Source organism: Micromonospora sp. NPDC048830, from assembly GCF_043198215.1.
In the GTDB taxonomy this organism is placed as follows: Bacteria; Actinomycetota; Actinomycetes; order Mycobacteriales; family Micromonosporaceae; genus Micromonospora.
In genome coordinates this window covers 20,308-39,003 of record NZ_JBICUP010000054.1, presented here as the reverse complement: position 1 = coordinate 39,003, position 18,696 = coordinate 20,308, and the positions used below count along the sequence as shown (strand labels likewise).

Below are 18,696 nucleotides of genomic sequence, written 5' to 3'. Positions count from 1 at the left end.
GACGGAGATCACCTGACCGCCCAGCAGGATTTCTGCTGTCCGCGAGCAGGGACTCAACTGTCCGCCAACAAGGATTTTTCCGCGTCCGCTAGCAGAGCGCACCGGCGATCAGGTCCTCCTCGCCGGGGAACGGCTCTTCGCCCAGGACGTCCTCGAACTGCTCCACCACCGCCACTGATACCGGGACCAGGGACGTGATCACCGGCCACCGTCCACGCTATCGAAAATGACATTCATGTCGGTGTACACTACGTCCTGTCTCCGTGCCCGCCCAATACGCACCCGATCCACGAGGAGCCTCTCGATGTCACTCGGCACCTTCGCCCCCCAGGGCGATCCCGTCCCGGCCCTCACCGAAATCTGGTCGGAACTGCTCGGCGTGCCCTCGCGCACCATCGAGCCCGAGGTGTCGTTCCTGCGTCTGGGCGGAGACTCGGTCCTGGCGGTCCGCATGGCCGCACTCATCCGCAAACGCCTGGGCGTGGTGCTCGCGCTGGCCGATGTGGGTGCCGAGTCGACGGTGTCGGAGCTGGCCGGGCTCGTACGCAGAAGGTCAGCCGGCGGCACCGCGGCCCGGGCGTTGCCGGTCGACCTGCAGCGGCGTGCCGACAAGGCGAGCCCGTTCGCGCTACTTCCCCTGCAACAGGGATACTTCGTCGGCCAGCAGGGCGGCTGGGAGCTGTCGTACGAGTCCGCGCACTTCTACAGCGATGTCGCGTTGCGGAACATGGACAGCGACGAGGCCGCTGAAGCCCTCGCCGACGCCCTGCGGCGCCTCGCCGAGCACCAGCCGATGCTGCGGGCCCGGGTCACCTCCGACGGCATGCAGCACATCCTGCCGCTCGACGTCCCCGCGGCCGTCCCCGAGCCGCAGGTGTACGACCTGCGCAACGCATCGATCGAGACAGCGTCCGAGAGTCTGGCCCGGCTGCGCGCGGAAATGATCGCGAACGGGCCCGACCCGACCCACGGTCCCGGACTCGACGTCCGGCTGACACTGCTGCCCGACGGCAGGGGCCGGCTCCACACGAACATGAGCCTGCTGTTGTTCGACGGATGGTCCGCCACGCTGCTCAACCGGGAACTGCTCGAACTGAGCGCCGACTGGAACGCCGTGCCCGCCCCGCTGGACATGGACTTCGACGACTACGTCGCGTCGGTGCAGGCCCTCCCCCAGAGTGATGCCTGGGCCGGCGACCGCGACTGGTGGTGGTCGCGCCTGGACACTCTGCCGCAGCCCCCGGCGCTGCCGCTGGCAGCCGACCCCCGGGAGGTCCGTGCCACGACGATGGCCAACCGGGAGCAGTACCTGTCGCCCGGCCGCTGGGCCGCGCTGCGCGACCGGTGCGCCGCGCACGACGTCACCCCGTCGACCGCGATGTTCACCGCCTTCGCGATCACCATCGCCCGGTGGGCCGGCCACCACCGCCTCCTGCTGAACTCCCTGCAGCTCAACCGGCTGCCGCTGCATCCCGACGTGCATCGCGTCTTCGGGGCCTTCGCCTCGACCATGCTGCTGCCCACCGAACTCGCACCCGGCTCGACGTTCACGCAACTGGTCACCCAGGCACAACGGCGGTTCACCGAGTATTCCGGGCACGCGCTGGTGACCGGTGTCGAGGTGTCCCGGGAGCTCGGCCGGCGGCGCGGCACCCATCGGCCGGTCGCCCCGGTGGTGTTCCAGAGCACGCTCGGCATGGACGCCGCCATGGGCGCTCAGCAGCCCGACGCCGCCGGGCCGTTGGGCGAGCTGGGCATGGACGACTTCTTCCATCAGCTGCGTACCCCCCAGGTGGCGCTGGAAGCCCGGTTCTACGAGCTACGGGGATCGCTGGCCATCGTGTTCTCGCTGGTGGAAGAGCTGTTCGACGCCGCGCAGGTGGACGCCGCCTACGCCGAACTGGTGGCGCTGGTCGGCAGCCTCGCCGACGGCGAGGGCTGGGACCGGCCGGTCGACCTACCCACGGAGCCGGACAGCGACCGGACCGGCCTGCGGCTGGGGCAGTACGCCGACGACCGTCCCGGTGCCGCCGACGGCCCGCCCGCGACCGAACTCGAGCAGACGATCGCCTCGCTGTGGGAAGAACTGCTGGACACGCCGGTGCTCGACCGCGGCGCCAGCTTCTTCGATCTCGGCGGCGACTCCCTGCTCGCCGTACGGGCCCTGGCCCGGCTGGCCAAGGAGGCGGGAGTCACCGTGCCGGTGCGCGACTTCCTCGCCGACCCCACGGTGGCCGGGCTGGCCGCGGTTCGCCGCGCGGGTGCCGCGCGATGACGGGCTCCGTCGGCGTGCTCGGTGGTGCCGGCACGGTCGGCCGGACCGCCGTCGAACGGCTGCGTGGCTTCGGGCTCCCCGTCCGGGTCGGTGGGCGTGATCTCGACCGGGCCGGCGAGGTCGCCGAGGCGAACGGATCGACTGCTGTGCGCGTCGACCTGTTCGATGACGCCTCGCTCGAGGCGTTCTGCGCGGGCTGCTCGGTGGTGCTCAACTGTGCCGGGCCGTCGTACCGGATTCTCGACCGGGTCGCTCGGGCTGCCCTGTCAGCAGGTGCGGGCTACGTGGACGCGGCGGGTGACTTGGTGGCGGTGGAGGCTCTCGCCCAGGATCCACCGGCCGGTCTTTCGCAGCACGCGGCTGTCTTCTCCGCCGGGCTGATGCCCGGCCTCTCCGGGCTCCTGCCACGGCTGCTGCTGGACGGCAGCCCGGTGGCCCGCCTCGACGTGTATGTCGGCGGGTCGGTGGAGATCAGCGCGGCTTCCGCGGTGGACGCGCTGCTGACCCGGGGGCCGAAGTTCGGGCACGCGCTGGCGGTGTGGCGCGACGGACAGGTGGCGCAGCACAGCCTGGCGCCGCTGCGTTCCATCACGTTGCCCGGCTTCCACGGGCGGGTGCACGCCGTACCGTTCCTGTCCACCGAGATGATCGGTTTGGCGTCGGCGGCCGGGCTCCCCGAACTGCGCAACTACACCGTGTACGCGACGGACAACCTGCCGCGGGCCTTCGCGACCGCGTGGGCCGACGACGACGAGTCGCCGGAGGCGCACGCGGCCGCAATCGTGCAGGCGGCGCGGCGCGATGTCGAGGACCACGGACGTCACTACGCGGTTCTGGCGTACGCCCGTCCGCCGGCCGGGTCCGGCCTGGTGCCTCGTCGGGTGCTGCTGAGGACACCGGACTCGTACCCGCTCAGCGGGGTGGTGGCGGCCATCGCGGCACGCGAGGTGGCCGCCGGTGCCGTCGCACCCGGCGCGCACTATGCCTCGGAGGCATTGACCCCCCAAACGGTCGCCAGAGAGTTGGCGGGCGACCCCTGGGTCAGCGAGCTGGCCCTGCCCTCTCGCTGACTGGCGCGCAGGTCGTACTCAGGTGGTGGCGGCGAAGAGCTGGACGCCGACCGGATGCAACGGATGGTCCGGGCCGGGAACGGAGACGATCTGGCTGAAGCCGGCGTCGTCCAGCTCGGCCCGCCACTGCGTCTCGTCGAGGAAGATCTGGCCGGTTCCCGCCCGCCTGTCCCGGTCACCCGGCCGCTGCCCGCCCGGCCGGGCCGACATCAGGAACTGCATGGACGTCAGGATCTGGTGCATCTCGCGCGTGGTCTCCACGAACAGGAGCACACCACCGGGCTGCAGCAGGCGCCGGAAACCGCGCAGGGTTGCGGCGATGTCGACGGCGTTGTGCAGCACGTTGGCGGCGAGCACGACATCGAGTGTGCCCTCGCCGACGTCCTGCGCGAGGATGTCCGTGTTGATGTCGAACCGCCCGTACCGTAGGCCGGCGCGGTCGGCGAACCGGCGCCGGGCGTCGGTGAGGAAGAACGCCGAGACATCGGTGAACAGGTAGTCCAGGGGAGTCTCGCGCAGCGCGTCGAGGACGTCCACGGTGGTACCGCCGACCCCGGCCCCCACTTCCAGAACCCGTAGCGGCCGGTCGGCGGGACGCCATTGCGCTGCCCAGCGCAACGCTTCGGCCGTGGCGGCGTTGACGTAACGGTTGACGGCGTTGTCCCGGTAGGCGCCTTCGGCGGTGCCGGTCTCGCCGTCTGCGAACAGCAGCGCCTGCAGGCTGACCTCGTCACGCAACAGTGCGGGGAGGTACTGCACCGCGGTCTGGAAGAACCGGGTGAGTTCGGGCGGGTAGTGCAGGCCCCGGCGAGCGTCGTCGATGCCGTCGACGGCCGCGACCAGAGCCGTCCGTCCCGGTGCACGCAGGTCGTGGTAGCGGTGACCGTCGGTGCTGAGCATGCCGGCATCAACGAGAACCGCGAGCCAGCGGCGCATGATCCATTGATGTCTCGGCGCGATGGCCAGCGCGGCCGCGATCTTCTCCTCGTCGTCGCCGGACGGTCCGGTGCACAGGTCCGCGCCGGCAAGGGTGTCGGCCATGGCCAGCCGGGCGATGCGGTCGAGCTCCTGGAGAAAGACCGGCAGACGCTCGGCGTCGTGCGGGTCGACCGCACGGGCGGCAGCGGCCGCGATGCGATCGGCCGGAACGCCACGGTCGACGGTGAGCCGCAGTCCCCGCGTATCGGCGCCCGCCTGCCGGAGCATCGCCCGCGTGGCCTCGCCGACGCGGCGGCGTACGAAGGCGGTGAACGGCTCATGGGCGCGGCCGGGCGCGGAAGCGACCGAGGTGAAGGCAGCGGCCGCGGGAGTGACGAGCGCGAGAGCGGCAGGATCGGACTGGTCCAGCACCACCGCGACGTCGGCTCCGGCCAGAGCGGTGCGCAGCTGGTGAGCGGTGACGGCGTCGGCGGCGTTCACCAGCAGCCGGTTGGGGATGCCGCCGATGCGGATCGGTCGGCCCTCGGCGATCATCGCGCGGGCATCGTCCATTCCGGCCCAGTTATGGGCGGCGGGCGGGACGCAGGCGTCGGCTGCTTCGACGTGGAGGACCGCGTCGAAGCGGTAGCGGGTCAACTCGGTGTCGGCGGTCATGGTCTTCGGGTAGGCGGCGATGCGCACGTCGCGGCCGCTGCCCATCGCGGCGCGGGCGAGTACGGCGGGGTCGAAGTTGAGTTCGTCGTCGCGGTCGGCTCGGGCTCGGGCGCGCTCGGTGATCACGGAGTCGGTCGCCTCCGGGTCGGCGGCGCGTTCCAGCCAGTGGCAGTAGGCGTCCAGCAGACCGGCGTGCCGGTTGTCGCCCACGATCACCACGCCGCCGGGTGCGACGAGCCGGACCGCGTCCTGCACCACCCGGCTGAGATAGGCGACATCGGGGAAGCACTGCGTGACGGAGTTGACGAGGACGCAGTCCGGTCCGGCGGTGGGGACACCGGCCCGGTCGAGGGCCCGCCGCACCTGCTCGGAACTCGACTCGTGTGCGCCGGCGCTGACGAAGACCTGCCCCGGCCTGGCCCGCTGCTCGTGCCGGCGCACCATGTCCTCAGCGACGTCGGTGCCGACATAGCCGGCCAGGTGCGGGTACAGCCGGTCGGCGAGCAGCCCGGTTCCGCAGCCCAGCTCCAGGACGTGCCGTGGCCGCGTGGCGAGCACCAGTTCGACGGTGCGCTCGACCCATTCGGTCATGTGCGCGACGGGCAGCGGCTCCCCGGTGTCGGAGGCGCGCCAGCCCGCCAGGGTGTCACCGTTGCCCGCTCCCGCCGCGTACGTGTAGTCGTACACCTCGGCCCAGTGATCCAGGTATTCGCGTACCAGCGGCCCCAGGCCGGGCCGGACCGCGGTGGCTTCGGGCCGCAGCCGGATCTGCAAGCCGGTGCCGTCGTGGGCTGCGGCGGCGATCCACGGGTGGGCGTGCAGCAGGTCCAGGGCGGCGGTCATCTCCGGGGACACGTACGGCTCCGTTCGGTGGTCATGACAGGTGGCGGGCGAGGGCGGTGTTGAGTACGCGTGCGACAGCGGTGAGTGCCGGCTCGCGCATCAGGGAGTAGTGGTCGGCGTCGATACCGATCACCTCGGGAGGCATGGCGAGACTGGTGGACCAGCCCAGGTCGGTCAGCCCGGGTGGGGTGTCGTCGACGCCCATGCCGATGCCCGAGTTGCGGGTGGCCCTGCGATCGGCTCTGACCAGCAGGGTGTGGGTCCGCTCGTCGCCGTGGAAGCCCGGCCGGTGCTGGGCGAGACCGTGCAGGTGCCGGCCGAAGACCGCGACACGGGAACGGGGATCCTCACGGGTGCCGAGGAGCCGGTGCTGCCGGAGCCGGTCCGTCGCCTCCTGCCAGCGTTGCTCGGCCGGTACGCTCAGGAAGGCGTTCAACGCGTCGGTCGTACCCATGCCGAGGTCGATGTCGAGGTAAGCCTCCAGCGCTCCCAGGTGCCGGGCGAGCACTAGAGCCTCCGCCGTCTCGGGCTCGCCGGGGACCGCCGTGATGTAGGTGGGGTCGTTGGAGTCCAGCATCACCAGCAGCGCGACATGCTGGCCCTGGCTGTGCAGGGTCCGGGCCATCTCCTGGCCCAGGCTGCCGCCCATCGACCAGCCGCCGAGCAGGTACGGGCCGTCGGGCTGGACGGAACGCAGGACATCGACGTAGAGGCGCGCCAGAGCGGGCAGCTCGGTGGGCGCCTCGCCGCCGGATAGGCCAGGATCGGTCAGGGCGACGACGGTGACCCGCTCGTCGAGCCGCTGGCCGAGGTCGGCGTAGCAGGTCACGTCGCCGCCGGAGGGATGGACGAGGAACAGCGTCGGACCGGATCCGGTTCCGGCACGCAAGGTGATCGCCACGTCCTCGACCGGCAGCGCCGGGGTGGCGCTTACGGCCTCGCTGCGCCAGGCTGCCGGGTCCGTCAGGCTGCGCAGCCGGCTCAGGTAACGGTCGAACATGCGGTCGACCTCGGCCGGCGGCAGCACCGGCTCCAGCGCATCCCACTGGACCAGTAGCTGACCGTGATGCTCCAGAACCTGATGGTCGAGCACGGTCTGGGGGGTCTGGCTCAGGGCGGACACCTGCCGGCCCGCCCACTCCAGGTCACGGTCGCCGCCGATGACGTCGTCCAGTCCGAGCGCACTGGTGAACACGACCGGTACGGAGGTGAGCGCACCGGTCTGCGCGGACTTCTCCGCCAGCAGGTCGAGGGCGGAGAAGAGCCGATGGTCCAGGTCGGTGAACAGTCGGCGGTGCACCCGGCCGGCGTGTTCGGCGAAGCTGCCGGCTGCACGCCGGTCCACCTCGTGCAGCAGCAGCGAGGTGAAGTCACCGACCACGCTGTCCATCGCCGGATGCAGCGGCGGGCGGTCGAACAGAGTCAGCGTGACGGCGAAGTGTTCCTCACCGCTCCACTGGGCGAGCAGTTCGCCGTACGCGGTGAGAAGGGCGGCTGTCGGGGTGACGCCGTTGGCGGCGGCGTTACGGCGGAAGGCGGCCCACTGCTGCGCGTCGAGCCGGCCCGTATGCCGCTCGAACCGGCCGCCGGTCTCGATGCCGGAGACCGGCAGAGTGGGTGCGCCGGGCAGGCCGGGCAGCCGGTCGCGCCAATAGCCGGCAGCCCGCGTCCACTCGGGGGTGTCGCGGCGTGCCGCCAGAGCTCGCACGCAACCGGCAAAGGTGATCGGCACCTCCGGCAGGGCCTGATCGGGATTCGCGTAGTAGTGACGCAGGTCCCGGTCGATGATCCAGTAGCTGCCGGCGTCGCAGACGAGGACGTCGATGCCGAGGAACAGACGAACGCCACCGCCCGGCAGCCGGGCCGCGCGGATCTGGACCAGCGGCCACCGATCGGACGGACCGGGTCGGCGGAAGACCTGCTCGCGCAGGGCGGCGAGCCGTTCGGCGCGTTTCTGCTCACCGGCCTGGGTCAGATCCACCGGGCGGATGCGGTAGGAGGGCACCTGTTCCAGTTGCCGCAGCCGACCCTGCCCGGTCGTGATGGTGCGCAGCATCGCGTGCCGGGCGATGACGAGGTTCCACGCCTGCTCGTAGCGGTCGAGATCGAGGTCCGGGCAGTCGTACTCCAGCGCGAAGTGACAGGCGGTGTCGCCGAAGCGGTAACCCCCGGTGCGGCCCGTCCAGTAGGCGTGCTGCACACGGGTCATGGCGAAGGTCCCGTCCGGGTCCGGTCCACCGGTCACCGTCGTGGCCGGATCCCGCTCTGCAGCCGGTTGCGCGCTGCCGATCGTCCCGGCCAGACCGGCGACGGTCGGACGGGCGAGCAGGTCCCGCAAGCTCAGCCGGACCCGGTACCGTTCTCCCAGGTCGGCGAGCATACGGGTGGCCAGCAGCGAGTGTCCGCCCAGAGCGAAGAAGTCGCTGTCGCCGTCGGTGACCGAGGCGCCGAACAGGTCGGACCAGGCTGCCGCCACGACCGCTTCGACGCCGGTGAGGTCACTGGTGACGTCGTCGTGCCGGTGTGCGGTCGTCCGGTCCGCGGCACGCATCCGGGTGCGCAGGTCGGTAGTGGAGACCGCCACGACCGGCGGCACGGTGCCGGCCGTCGCGGCGTTCAGGATCGCGTCGAGGGCGTGCATGCCGGTGGCGGCGTCGAGTGCGAAGGTCAGGTTGACCTCGCGTTCACTGCCCAGCGGCCCCACCTTCCAGGCGTCCCAGACCACGCTGACCCAGCGGGTGTCACCGATGGGCGGCTGTTGCGCGAGGGCGTCGAGGAAGCCGTTCGAGGCACAGTAGGGCCCGGTGCCGATGCCTCCGACGAGCGTGCCGGCCGACGACATGAGCACGACATGGCGGGGACGCTGCTGCGGCGGCAGGTCCTCGATCGCGGCCCGCAGGGCCAGTGCTCCCCGGGCTTTCGCCCGGAGGTGGCCGTCCACGTGTTCGGGGCCGATGCGGCGCATCGGTGCCAATTCTTCGGTGGCCACCACGCCCGCGGCATGCACCACGAGGTCGAGGGTGGACTGCGAGCTCACGTCGGCCAGCAGCGCGCCGGTGGCGCCGGGGTCGGCGGCGTCGAGCACCTGCACGGACACGTCGTGCCCGCGCTGGACGAGGTGGTGCACCGCGTCCTTGCGGTCGCCGGAACGGGAGGTGATCACGACCCTCATTCCCTGCCCGGCCAGGTGCGCTGCGATGGTGACGCCGACATCGCCGAGGCCGCCGATGATCAGCGCGGTCGTGCCGGGTCGCGCGGCCGGGGCGGAGGAGAGTGCGGGCCAGGGTGCCAGGCCGCTCACCCACCGCTGGGAGTTACGGACGGCGGTCTGGATTCCGGTGGAGCCCCCTCGCAGGTCGGCGAGCTCGGCGATCACCGCCGGCGCGTGGGTCCGCAGGTCGGTGACGTCGACGGTGCGCCACGACAGTCCGGGCGTCTCCTGGGCGAGGACCCGGGGCAGGGACCGTACCGCCGCGGCGCCGGGCGCGGGCACGTCCGGGCTCTCGACGCGGCATCCGTTCACCGTCACCTGGAGCAGGAAAGCGGGTGGCGGATCGAGCGCGGCGACCCGGCCGTACCGTAGGATCTCCTCACGGGTCTGCTCGGGTGTCCGGGCGTCACCGGTGACGATCACCACGCCGTCGACCGCTTTGGCCGGATCGTCGAGGCCGACGACTTCGGCGTCGCGGGCACGCAGCGCCGCGCCGATGACATCTCCGGGGTCACCGGTCACAAGCCAGCGCCCGCCCAGACTCGGTACGGCGGGCAGCGGCGGCTCCTGCCGCCAGAGCGGTACCTGGAGAAGCTCGTTGGTCTGTGGCTCCGTCGTCTGCGGCTCGGGGTCGATCCACAGGCGGCGTCGCTGGAAGGCGTACCCGGGTGCGACGACCCGCCGCCGCCCCGGCCGGTGCATGGCGGTGAAGTCGACGAGCACGCCGTGGCTCCACAGTTCGCCGGCGGCCAGGCGTGCCGACGCCAGGTCGGACAGTTCGCCGTCCGACGGGTACGTGGTGACGGTGGCCTTCAGGTGCGCAAGGCCGTGGCTGCGGGCGGCAGCGACAAGGGCCGCCCCGGGACCGACCTGGATCACCACGGTCGGCGTCGGCTCCGCCGCCGCGGCGGTGAGCGCGGCGGAGAAACGCACCGGCTCACGCAACTGGCGGACCCAGTGCTCCGGATCGGCGAAGTCGTCGCCGACCATCGTGCCGGTCAAGGAGCTGACGGTGGGCACGATGGGCCGCCCGGCGCGCACCGACCGCGCGGCCGCCCGCATGTCCGGCAGTGCCGGGTCGATCAGCCGCGAATGCGCGGCGGACCTCAGTGGTAGCCGGGCCGGCGCGATCCCCCTGCGGCCGAGAACGGCGACCAGATCCTCCACAGCGCCAGCCGGCCCGGAGACCACGCAGGATTGTGGAGCATTCACTGCGGCCAGGTCGAGATCGGGGTGTTCGCGCAGCAGAGCTGTCACATCGGATTCGGACAGCGGGACGGACAGCATCGCTCCGCCGCCCGCGGCTCCGGCCAACGCGCGGGATCGCACCGCGACGAGGGTCACGGCGTCGGGCAACGTCAGTGCCCCGGAGACGACCGCCGCAGCGTACTCGCCGAGGCTGTGGCCGAGCAGGACGTCCGGGTGGATGCCCCAGGATTCGAGCAGCCGGGCGGTGGCGACCGAGACGGTGAACAGGGCAGGCAGCCCCACGACGGCCGACTCGGCCGTCGTCTCGTCACCTCCGGTGATCAACGTGGTGACGTCGGTGCCGAGGTGGTCGCGGAACAGTTTCGCGCACTCCTGCACGCACGAGGCGAACACCGGCTCGTCGGCGTACAACTGCGCGGCCATGCCCGCGTACTGGCTGCCGCCGCCAGGGAAGAGGAACACGAGGCGCGGCGCGCCGTCGGTGCGCACCGCAGCGGTACGCCGCGGCGTGATTCCGGGGCCCGCGACGACCGCCTGCCGGTACGGGTGGTACTTGCGACCGTGTTGCAGGGTGTGCGCGATGTCGGGCAGATCTGCCGACGGCACCTCGCGTGCGGTGGCGTCGAGGGCGGCCGGTTCGTACGCCGAGTAGAGCAGGATCTGGGGCCGGTCGTCCGGCGAGGTGGCCGTCCGGTCGGGCGCCGGGCCAAGCACGACGTGCGCGTTGGTGCCGCCGATGCCGAACGAGCTGACACCCGCGTAGGGCGGGGCATCCCACGGTCGGGTGCGGGTGACCACCGCGAACGGTGAGCCGTCCAGCCCGAGCTGGTCGTTGATCGGATCGGCGTGCAGCGAGGCGGGCAGTGTCCGGTGATGCAACGCGAGCACCGTCTTGACGAACGACGCGATACCGGCGGCCGCGTTGGCGTGACCGATGTTGCTCTTGACAGAGCCGAGCCCGCACCATGCCGTGGTCCGGATGCCGTCGTGGCCGAATGCCTTGCGCAGGGCGGCAACCTCGATCGGATCGCCCAGGCGGGTGCCGGTGCCGTGGGCCTCGACGTATCCGACCTGCGACGGTTCGATGTCCGCGACGGCAAGGGCTTCCGCGATCACCCGGGCCTGCCCGCGCAGCGACGGGGCGGTGAAGCCGACCTTGTCGGCGCCGTCGTTGTTGACCGCGCTGCCGTGCAGAACCGCGAGGACGGGATCACCGTCGGCGAGCGCGTCGTCGAGTCGGCGCAGCACCACCGCACCCACACCCTGGCTGTAGACGATGCCGGTGGCGTCGGCGGAGAAGGGCCGGACCCGCCCGTCGACGGCGAAGATGCCTTCCGGCACATACCGGTAGCCGTGACCCTGCGGGACGATCAGCGAAGCGCCACCCGCGACGGCCATGTCGCATTCGCCGGCCAGCAGGGACTGGGCGGCCACGTGGACGGCGACCAGCGAGGTGGAGCAGGTCGTGGTGATGTTCATCGCCGGCCCGGTCAGGCCCAGCCGGTAGGCCGTCTGCAGAGGTAGGTAGTCGGCCTGGGTGGCGATGGCGGTCTGCAGGCTGCCGAGGGGATCGGGCCCGCCGCCGGTCGGATCCCAGCGACCGGCGAGGTTGGCCGTGAGATAGGCACTCTGGGCCGTTCCTGCGAAGACACCGACCGCCTCGATGCCGGCGCCGCCGCCGTGCCCGCTGCATTCTAGCGCCTCCCAGGCAGCCTCGAGGAAGAGCCGGTGCTGCGGGTCGGTGAGGGCCGCTTCGGCATCGGTGAGCCCGAAGGGGGACGGATCGAACAGTTCCTGGCCGTCGATGATCCCGCCGACCGGCACGTAGTCCTTGCGCCGACGCATGCCCAGAGGCACGCCTCGGTCGGCGAGTTCCTCGTCGGGAAACCGGGTGAGGCCTTCGCGCGCGTCCCGCAGCAGCTCCCAGAAGCGGTCGGCGTTCGGTGCACCGGGGAAGCGCCCGGCGACGGCGGTCACCGCAAGGGCGGGGTGGGACGGCGAAGGGGGCGTCATCGCGCTCCTCGATGGTTGGCCGGATGGGGCTCATCCGTTATACATGAGAATGACAATCATTTCCATCGACGCGGTCCACTATCGACCGAGCCTACTGGAAATCGTTGTCGTTCTCATGTTGTACTACTCGCTCCGAGTCCCGGGGAGGAGCCGCATGACGGCCTCGCACACACCGCCGATCGACCGAGTGGACGAGGTGACCGCATGCCTCGCGGAGAGCCTCGACCTCGACCCGGCCGACATCGATCCCGGCCGCAAGCTCACCGAGCTGGGACTGGACTCGTTCGCCGCGGTCCGATTGCGGCGCAGGCTGCTGGACGAACTCGGTGTGGATCTGCCTCTGACCACATTCCTCAACGGCGCGACGCCCGGCACCGTCACCGCGGCCGTGCTCGCCGCACCGTCCGGCGACGGGCCGGCGGAGACCGTCCCCACGACCGCTTCCGCTGCCGCCGCCGGGGCCGAGCCCTTCCCGCTCACCGCGCTGCAGACGGCATACCTGCTCGGCCGCGATCCGTCACTGCCACTGGGCGGCGTGGCCACGTACTTCTACTTCGAGTACGACCGGCGACCCGGCGGCGACGCGGAGGCCGACGTCCGCGCTCTGACGGACGGATGGAACCGCCTGGTGGCCCGCCACCCGATGCTGCGGCTGGTCATCGACGAGGAGGCCCGCCAACGGGTGCTCCCCAGCGAGCTGCGCTACGAGATCCCGGTCACCGACTTGCGCACCGCCCCGCCCACAGACGCCGAACGGACCCTGGCGGACATGCGTACCGCGCTGTCCCATCGACCACACGCGGTGGACCGCTGGCCGTTGTTCGACATCCGCGCCGCGTTACTGCCGGACGGCCGCACCCGGTTGTTCGTCGGCATGGACATCATCGCCTTGGACATGGCCGGCTGGATGCAGCTCATGCGCGAATGGGGTCAGGCGACCACCGATCCGAACCTGCTGGCGGCGCCACCGGTCACCACTTTCGCGGCCCTGCTCGCCTACCGGGAGCAGGATCCTGCCGAAGCCGCACGCCGCGAGCGTGACCGCGCGTACTGGCAGAGCCGGGCGGACCGGCTCCCGCCTGGCCCGGCACTGCCCTGGAGCGCGACCGCGGAGAAGCTGGGTGTCCCGCACTTCACCCGGCATGCCGCGGCCCTGACCGCCAGCGAGTGGTCGCGGCTGCGGAGTCAGGCGAGCAGGCACGGAGTCTCCGCCACCGCCGTGCTGCTGGCCGCCCTGGCGGCGATCCTCGGCCGCTGGGGCGCGACCGACCCGTTCTGTGTGAACACCACGCTGTTCGACCGGCCGCAGGACGACGATCGCCTGCGCACGGTGGTGGGCGACTTCACCACCACCGTGCTCACCGAGTGCGCCCCCCTCGACCCGTCCGGAGACGGCGGGTTCGCCGGCTACGCCGCCGCGGTCAACCACCGGTTCTGGTCCGACCTGGAGCACCGTTCCGTCTCGGCCGTCGAGGCGCTCCGAGGTCGCGGAAACGCCGGGCTCGTCCCCGCATATCCCGTCGTGTTCACCAGCGGGGTCGGACTGGCCGCCACGACCGAGCCCCCGACCGCCTGGCTGGGTGAGGAGGTCTTTGGAGTCTCACAGACCCCGCAGATCTTCGTCGACCACATCGTCTGGGAGGATGGCGACCGGCTGCGCATCGCCTGGGACGTCGTCGACGGATGCCTGCCCGACGGCTTCGCCACCGGTATCCGCGACGCCCACCTGCGACTGCTGCGCCGGCTGGCCGACGACGAGCAGGCCTGGACCGATCCGGCCTTCGGCTGGGACCCGTCCTTCCGCCCGGACGAGGCACTGGACGTCAGCCCGTTCGGCGGCGACTGCGGGCCGCTGATCGACGATCCGCTGCGGGCGAACGCCGGCCGAGCACCACAGGACGTCGCCCTCATACACGGGGACGACGTCGTTACCCATGGCGAACTGGGCGCACGAGCCCGCGCCACCGCTGCCCTGCTCGCCGGACACGGGCTGGGACCGAGTGACATGGTGGCGGTGGCCGCTCCAAAGGGCGCCGCACAGATCGCCGCTACACTCGGCATCACCGCCTCCGGCGCCGGCTATGTCCCGGTCGAACCGTCCTGGCCGGCGGCACGGATCGCCTCCGTCTGTGCGCAGGCCGACATCAAGCATGCGCTGGTCACCGGCATGACCTCGGCACAGTGGCCGGACACCGTACAAATTCACGCCATCGACGACGGCGCGCCGGACGGCGACGAGGCCGTCGCAGAGCCACGCGCGCCGCGCCCGGGAGATCTGGCGTACGCCATCTTCACCTCCGGCTCCACCGGGCGGCCCAAGGGTGTGGCGGTCGAGCATCGCCAGGCCCGTACGACACTCGACGACATGGCCGACCGCTTCCCTCTGGAGGCGGGCGACCGGGTGCTCGCGCTGTCGGCACTGTCGTTCGACCTGTCGGTCTACGACGTGTTCGGTGTACTCGGCGCCGGTGGGGCGATGGTGCTACCCGACCCCGACCGCCAGCGCGACCCCGGCCATTGGCTGGAACTGATGGACCGGCATCGGGTGTCGGTGTGGAACACCGCACCGGCACTGCTGGAGATGCTCGTCGAGTACGCCGAGATCGACCCCGGCGCTGCGGCCTCGGCCATGTCCTCGCTGCGCCTGGTACTCCTCTCCGGCGACTGGATCCCGGTGACGCTGCCCGACAGAGTGCGGGTGCTCGCGCCACAGGCCCGGATCATCAGCTTGGGCGGCGCGACCGAGGCGTCCATCTGGTCCATCTGCCATCCGATCGAAAAAGTCGACCCGGCGTGGCGCAGCATCCCGTACGGGCGGGCGCTACGCGGACAGTCCTTCCACATCCTCGACGGCGACGGGCGGCCCTGCCCGGTCGGTGAGGCCGGCGAGCTGTACATCGGTGGCGACGGGGTGGCGGCCGGCTATCTCGGTGACCCGGAACAGACCGCACAACGGTTCACCACCCACCCGGTCCTGCGCCGCCGCACCTACCGCACCGGCGACCTCGGCCGCTGGCGCTACGACGGGACGATCGAGTTCCTCGGCCGCGTCGACCGGCAGGTCAAGATCCGCGGCCACCGCATCGAGCTCGGCGAGATCGAAGCCGTGCTCAGCCGCGCACCCGGCGTACGACGCTGTGTGGCCCGGTCCGTGCCGGGACCGGACGGCGGCGCCCGACTCGTCGCCTATGTGGCCACCGGCGACGATGCGTCACCTCTGGCCGAGGACGTCTTGGTGGCCCGCCTACGCGAGCACCTGCCCGAGTACATGATCCCCAGCCGCTTCGTGCAACTGGCGACGCTGCCCGTGACGGTAAACGGCAAGGTCGACCACGACCGGCTGGGCAACCCCTTCCGCAACGACCCGCCTGTTCACCAGCCCCCTGCCGTCCCGGCGATCACGTCCGCACCGCCGCAGGTCGCGGCTCCGGCGGACCTGGACGACCTGACCGGACTGCTCGTCGACGCCGCCCGTTCGGGGCTCGACGTCCGCGTCAGCGTGCGCCCGGGCCGACTGGACGTCGTCGCGGCCCTGCGGGCGGCCACCGAACTGGCCGTAGCGGTCCGGCCGTCGAACGGCTCCTACGAGGTGGTGCCGGACCTCGACGGCGAAGCCGTTCTCGGACTCCGGATCATCGCCGAGCCGGTGATCCGTACCGAGGAGCCCACCACGCCCATCGGCACGTCCGACTCGGACATCGAGAACAGCGTGGCCGCCGTGTTCGGCGAACTGCTGGACTGCACCGTCGATGTCACCAGGCCATTCTTCGACCTCGGGGCGACCTCGCTGACGCTGCTGCGAGCACACCGGCGGCTCAGCGACCGCCTCGGCGTGCCACTGGCGATGGTCGACCTGTTCGCCCATCCGACCGTCCGCGATCTGGCCCGGCTGATCGCCGGCCGCCGCGCTCCGGTACCACCGGCCACCGCGAACCCGCCCGCAACGACGCCAGCACGAGACCGGGCGGCAGGACGGCTAGCGGCGCGCGCCGCCGCGGCACGCACCGCGCTCTGAACCCCGACCGACCCCGCAACAGAAGGCACCCATGAGAACCCGTATCACCCTGACCCTCGTCGCCCTGCTCGGCGCCGCGTCGCTGACCGCATGCGGCGATTCCGAGCAGGCCACCGCGGCACCCCCGGACACCCTGCGATACGTAACGGTCGGGTCACCGGCCACCGCGAGCAACGACCCCCACGGCGGGCTCGGCAACGAATCCGACGCGGTGCGGTTCGCGCTGATGTACGACGTGCTCACCGGACAGGGCCCCGACGGACGCACCCAGCCGAGACTGGCGGAGTCGTGGAAACCGGACAGGAGCCTCACGAAGTGGCAGTTCGCCCTGCGCCGCGACGCCACCTTCTCCGACGGGAGGCCCGTGCGGGCCGCGGACGTGCTCTACTCGCTGCGCCGCATCGACCGTAAGGCGGCGGAGAACTACGGCCGGCTGGCCGCTTTCGATCTCGCCGCCTCGCGGGTGGTCGACGACCACACCGTGGAAGTCGTCAGCCGCAAGCCGTTCGCCGAGGTGCCGCGAGCCCTGGAATCCATGACGTTCATCGTCCCGGAGGGCAGCGACGACTTCACCGCCGCGGTACCCGGGTCGGGACCGTTCACACTGGTCAGCAACGACACGCAGAGCGCCGTGCTGGAACGCCGCGACGGCTGGTGGGGCACCGCGCCGTCGTTGCGGCGTATCGAGGTCCGGGCGGTCGCCGACCCGCAGGCCCGCGCTCAGGCCGTGCTGTCCAGGCAGGCCGACGTGGCCGCGAGCATCGCGCCGGCGGCGGCGCGACAGGCCGAGGGCCGCACCGACCTGAGCCTGGTCCGCCGGCCGGCGGTCACCATGTACCCGTTCGTGATGCGTACCGACCGCAAACCGTTCGACGACCCCCGTGTCCGCGAGGCGTTCAAGCTGGCCGCCGACCGGCCGGCGCTGGTGCAGGCCACGTTCCTCGGGTACGGCCAACCACAGGACGACCTGCTCGCCCCGGCGGATCCGTCCGCACCTCAAGGGCTGACCCCGCGTACCCGTGATGTGGCCAAGGCACGGCAGTTTCTCACCGATGCGGGCCAGGGCGACGGGCTGACCGTCACGCTGCACACCACGACGTCCTATCCGGGGATGGACACCGCCGCGACACTTTTCGCCTCGCAACTGAAGGAGATCGGTGTCACCGCTGAGGTGAAGATGACCCCGCCGGACACCTACTTCACCACGGTGTGGGGCCAGCAGGACTTCTACACCGGTTACTTCGGCGGTATCCCCTTCTTCGACGTGGCACGGGTGTCGCTGATCTCGGGCTCGCCGACGAACGAGACGGCGTGGAAGCGGCCGGAGTTCGACGCGGCGCTGGACAAGGCCCTCGGCGAGCCGGACGAGGGCGTGCGCAACCGCGTGCTCGGCACATTGCAACAGCAGGTTCGCGACGAGGGCGGGTACGTGGTGTGGGGCACCGGCGACGGCCTGGACCTGACCCGTTCCGGAGTGCAGGGTCTGCCCACCGGCGCCGGCTTCGGACGGCTCTTCATCGATCAGGTAAGGCTGTCACGATGATCCTGCGGGCCCTGGTCCGCGCCGTATTGTTGCTGGTCGGCGTCTCGGTGATGGTGTTCGCCGCCACCGAGGCGCTGCCCGGCGACGCCGCCGAGGCCCGCACAGCCGGGCGGGCCACCGCGGCGCAGCTGGCCGAGATGCGGGCCGCCACCGGCTTGGACGCCGCGGTGTGGCGGCGTTACCTGGAGTGGGCCGCTGGCCTGCTTCGCGGGGACGCGGGCGTCTCGTTGATCTCGGGCCGGCCGGTGGCGGACGTGATCGGTCAGCGACTGCCCGCGACAGCCGCGCTGGCCGGTGCCGCACTCCTGGTGACCGTGCCGCTGATGCTGGCGTGGGCCTGGCCCGCCGGTGCGGGCTCGCCGGCCGGCCGGTTGGTCGCCGCCGTCGTGACAGCCACCGCCGCCGTCCCGCAGGTGGTCGTCGCCGCGGCGCTGACCGCTGTGTTCGCCGGGATGCTGGCCTGGTTCCCGCCGATCTCGCTGCTGCCGGCCGACGGGCGCCCACCGGGGCTGTCGGTGCTGGCGCTGCCGACGCTGAGCCTCGCTCTGCCGGCGGCCGCCTACGGGGCGATGCTGCTACGCGGGCTCGTTGCTGACATCGTGGCGCGGCCGTACGTGCGTGATGCCCGGCTGCGCGGCCTTCCCGGATGGCGGATCGCCGCTGTCTACGTCGGACCGTTCCTGGTCGCACCGGCTCTGCGGGTCCTGGCCGTCGTCGCGGGTGGTCTGATCGCTGCCACCGCGGTGGTGGAGGTCATGTTCGGCTATGCGGGGCTGGGTGAGCTGCTGGTCGGCGCGGTCGCTAACCGCGACGTCCCGGTGGTGCAGGCCGGTGCGATGCTCGCCGCGGTGGCCGTGGTCCTCGGGATGCTGGCAGCGGATCTCGTCACCGTACGGACCGATCCCCGGCGGGCGGTGACATGAG

The 18,696-nt window shown here is 71.6% G+C and carries 7 protein-coding genes; 5 read left to right on the top strand and 2 right to left on the bottom strand.

The annotated features are described in order from the left end of the window. Positions 1-304 precede the first annotated feature (304 nt). Together ACGFIZ_RS30000 and ACGFIZ_RS29995 are read left to right on the top strand one after the other, a co-directional pair. Complete coding sequence (locus ACGFIZ_RS30000) at positions 305-2,275, top strand: phosphopantetheine-binding protein (RefSeq protein WP_393425282.1); 1,971 nt, start codon at positions 305-307, stop codon at positions 2,273-2,275. Continuing rightward, on the top strand, positions 2,272-3,345 hold the full coding sequence (locus ACGFIZ_RS29995) for a saccharopine dehydrogenase NADP-binding domain-containing protein (RefSeq protein WP_393425279.1): 1,074 nt from the start codon (positions 2,272-2,274) through the stop codon (positions 3,343-3,345). The genes ACGFIZ_RS30000 and ACGFIZ_RS29995 overlap by 4 nt, the downstream gene beginning before the upstream one ends. Before the next feature lie 18 nt (positions 3,346-3,363). On the opposite strand, the gene ACGFIZ_RS29990 is transcribed toward ACGFIZ_RS29995, so the two are convergent. Both ACGFIZ_RS29990 and ACGFIZ_RS29985 read right to left on the bottom strand, forming a co-directional pair. Continuing rightward, positions 3,364-5,793, bottom strand: a complete 2,430-nt coding sequence (locus ACGFIZ_RS29990) for a methyltransferase (protein WP_393425276.1) — start codon at positions 5,791-5,793, stop codon at positions 3,364-3,366. Between the two features lie 19 nt (positions 5,794-5,812). Beyond that, positions 5,813-12,214: an SDR family NAD(P)-dependent oxidoreductase gene (locus ACGFIZ_RS29985; protein WP_393425273.1), complete on the bottom strand. Its 6,402-nt coding sequence runs from the start codon at positions 12,212-12,214 to the stop codon at positions 5,813-5,815. Between the two features lie 43 nt (positions 12,215-12,257). Between ACGFIZ_RS29985 and ACGFIZ_RS29980 the strand changes: the two genes are divergently transcribed. The 3 genes from ACGFIZ_RS29980 to ACGFIZ_RS29970 are packed head-to-tail and all read left to right on the top strand — an operon-like array spanning position 12,258 to position 18,695. Next, positions 12,258-16,229, top strand: a complete 3,972-nt coding sequence (locus ACGFIZ_RS29980) for an amino acid adenylation domain-containing protein (protein WP_393425288.1) — start codon at positions 12,258-12,260, stop codon at positions 16,227-16,229. A gap of 31 nt (positions 16,230-16,260) precedes the next feature. Next, on the top strand, positions 16,261-17,772 hold the full coding sequence (locus tag ACGFIZ_RS29975) for an ABC transporter substrate-binding protein (protein WP_393425270.1): 1,512 nt from the start codon (positions 16,261-16,263) through the stop codon (positions 17,770-17,772). After that, positions 17,769-18,695 carry an ABC transporter permease gene (locus tag ACGFIZ_RS29970; RefSeq protein ID WP_393425267.1) on the top strand — a complete coding sequence of 309 codons (927 nt, stop codon included), beginning with the start codon at positions 17,769-17,771 and terminating at the stop codon, positions 18,693-18,695. Before ACGFIZ_RS29975 ends, ACGFIZ_RS29970 begins: the two co-directional genes overlap by 4 nt. The last annotated feature ends 1 nt before the right edge of the window (position 18,696 follow it).

Excerpts from the sequence above, each read along its gene's own strand:
- ACGFIZ_RS29980 (WP_393425288.1), top strand. The coding sequence starts at position 12,258 with ATGAGAATGACAATCATTTCCATCGACGCGGTCCACTATCGACCGAGC.
- ACGFIZ_RS29995 (WP_393425279.1), top strand. The coding sequence starts at position 2,272 with ATGACGGGCTCCGTCGGCGTGCTCGGTGGTGCCGGCACGGTCGGCCGG.
- ACGFIZ_RS29975 (WP_393425270.1), top strand. The coding sequence starts at position 16,261 with ATGAGAACCCGTATCACCCTGACCCTCGTCGCCCTGCTCGGCGCCGCG.
- ACGFIZ_RS30000 (WP_393425282.1), top strand. The coding sequence starts at position 305 with ATGTCACTCGGCACCTTCGCCCCCCAGGGCGATCCCGTCCCGGCCCTC.
- ACGFIZ_RS29985 (WP_393425273.1), bottom strand. The coding sequence starts at position 12,214 with ATGACGCCCCCTTCGCCGTCCCACCCCGCCCTTGCGGTGACCGCCGTC.
- ACGFIZ_RS29970 (WP_393425267.1), top strand. The coding sequence starts at position 17,769 with ATGATCCTGCGGGCCCTGGTCCGCGCCGTATTGTTGCTGGTCGGCGTC.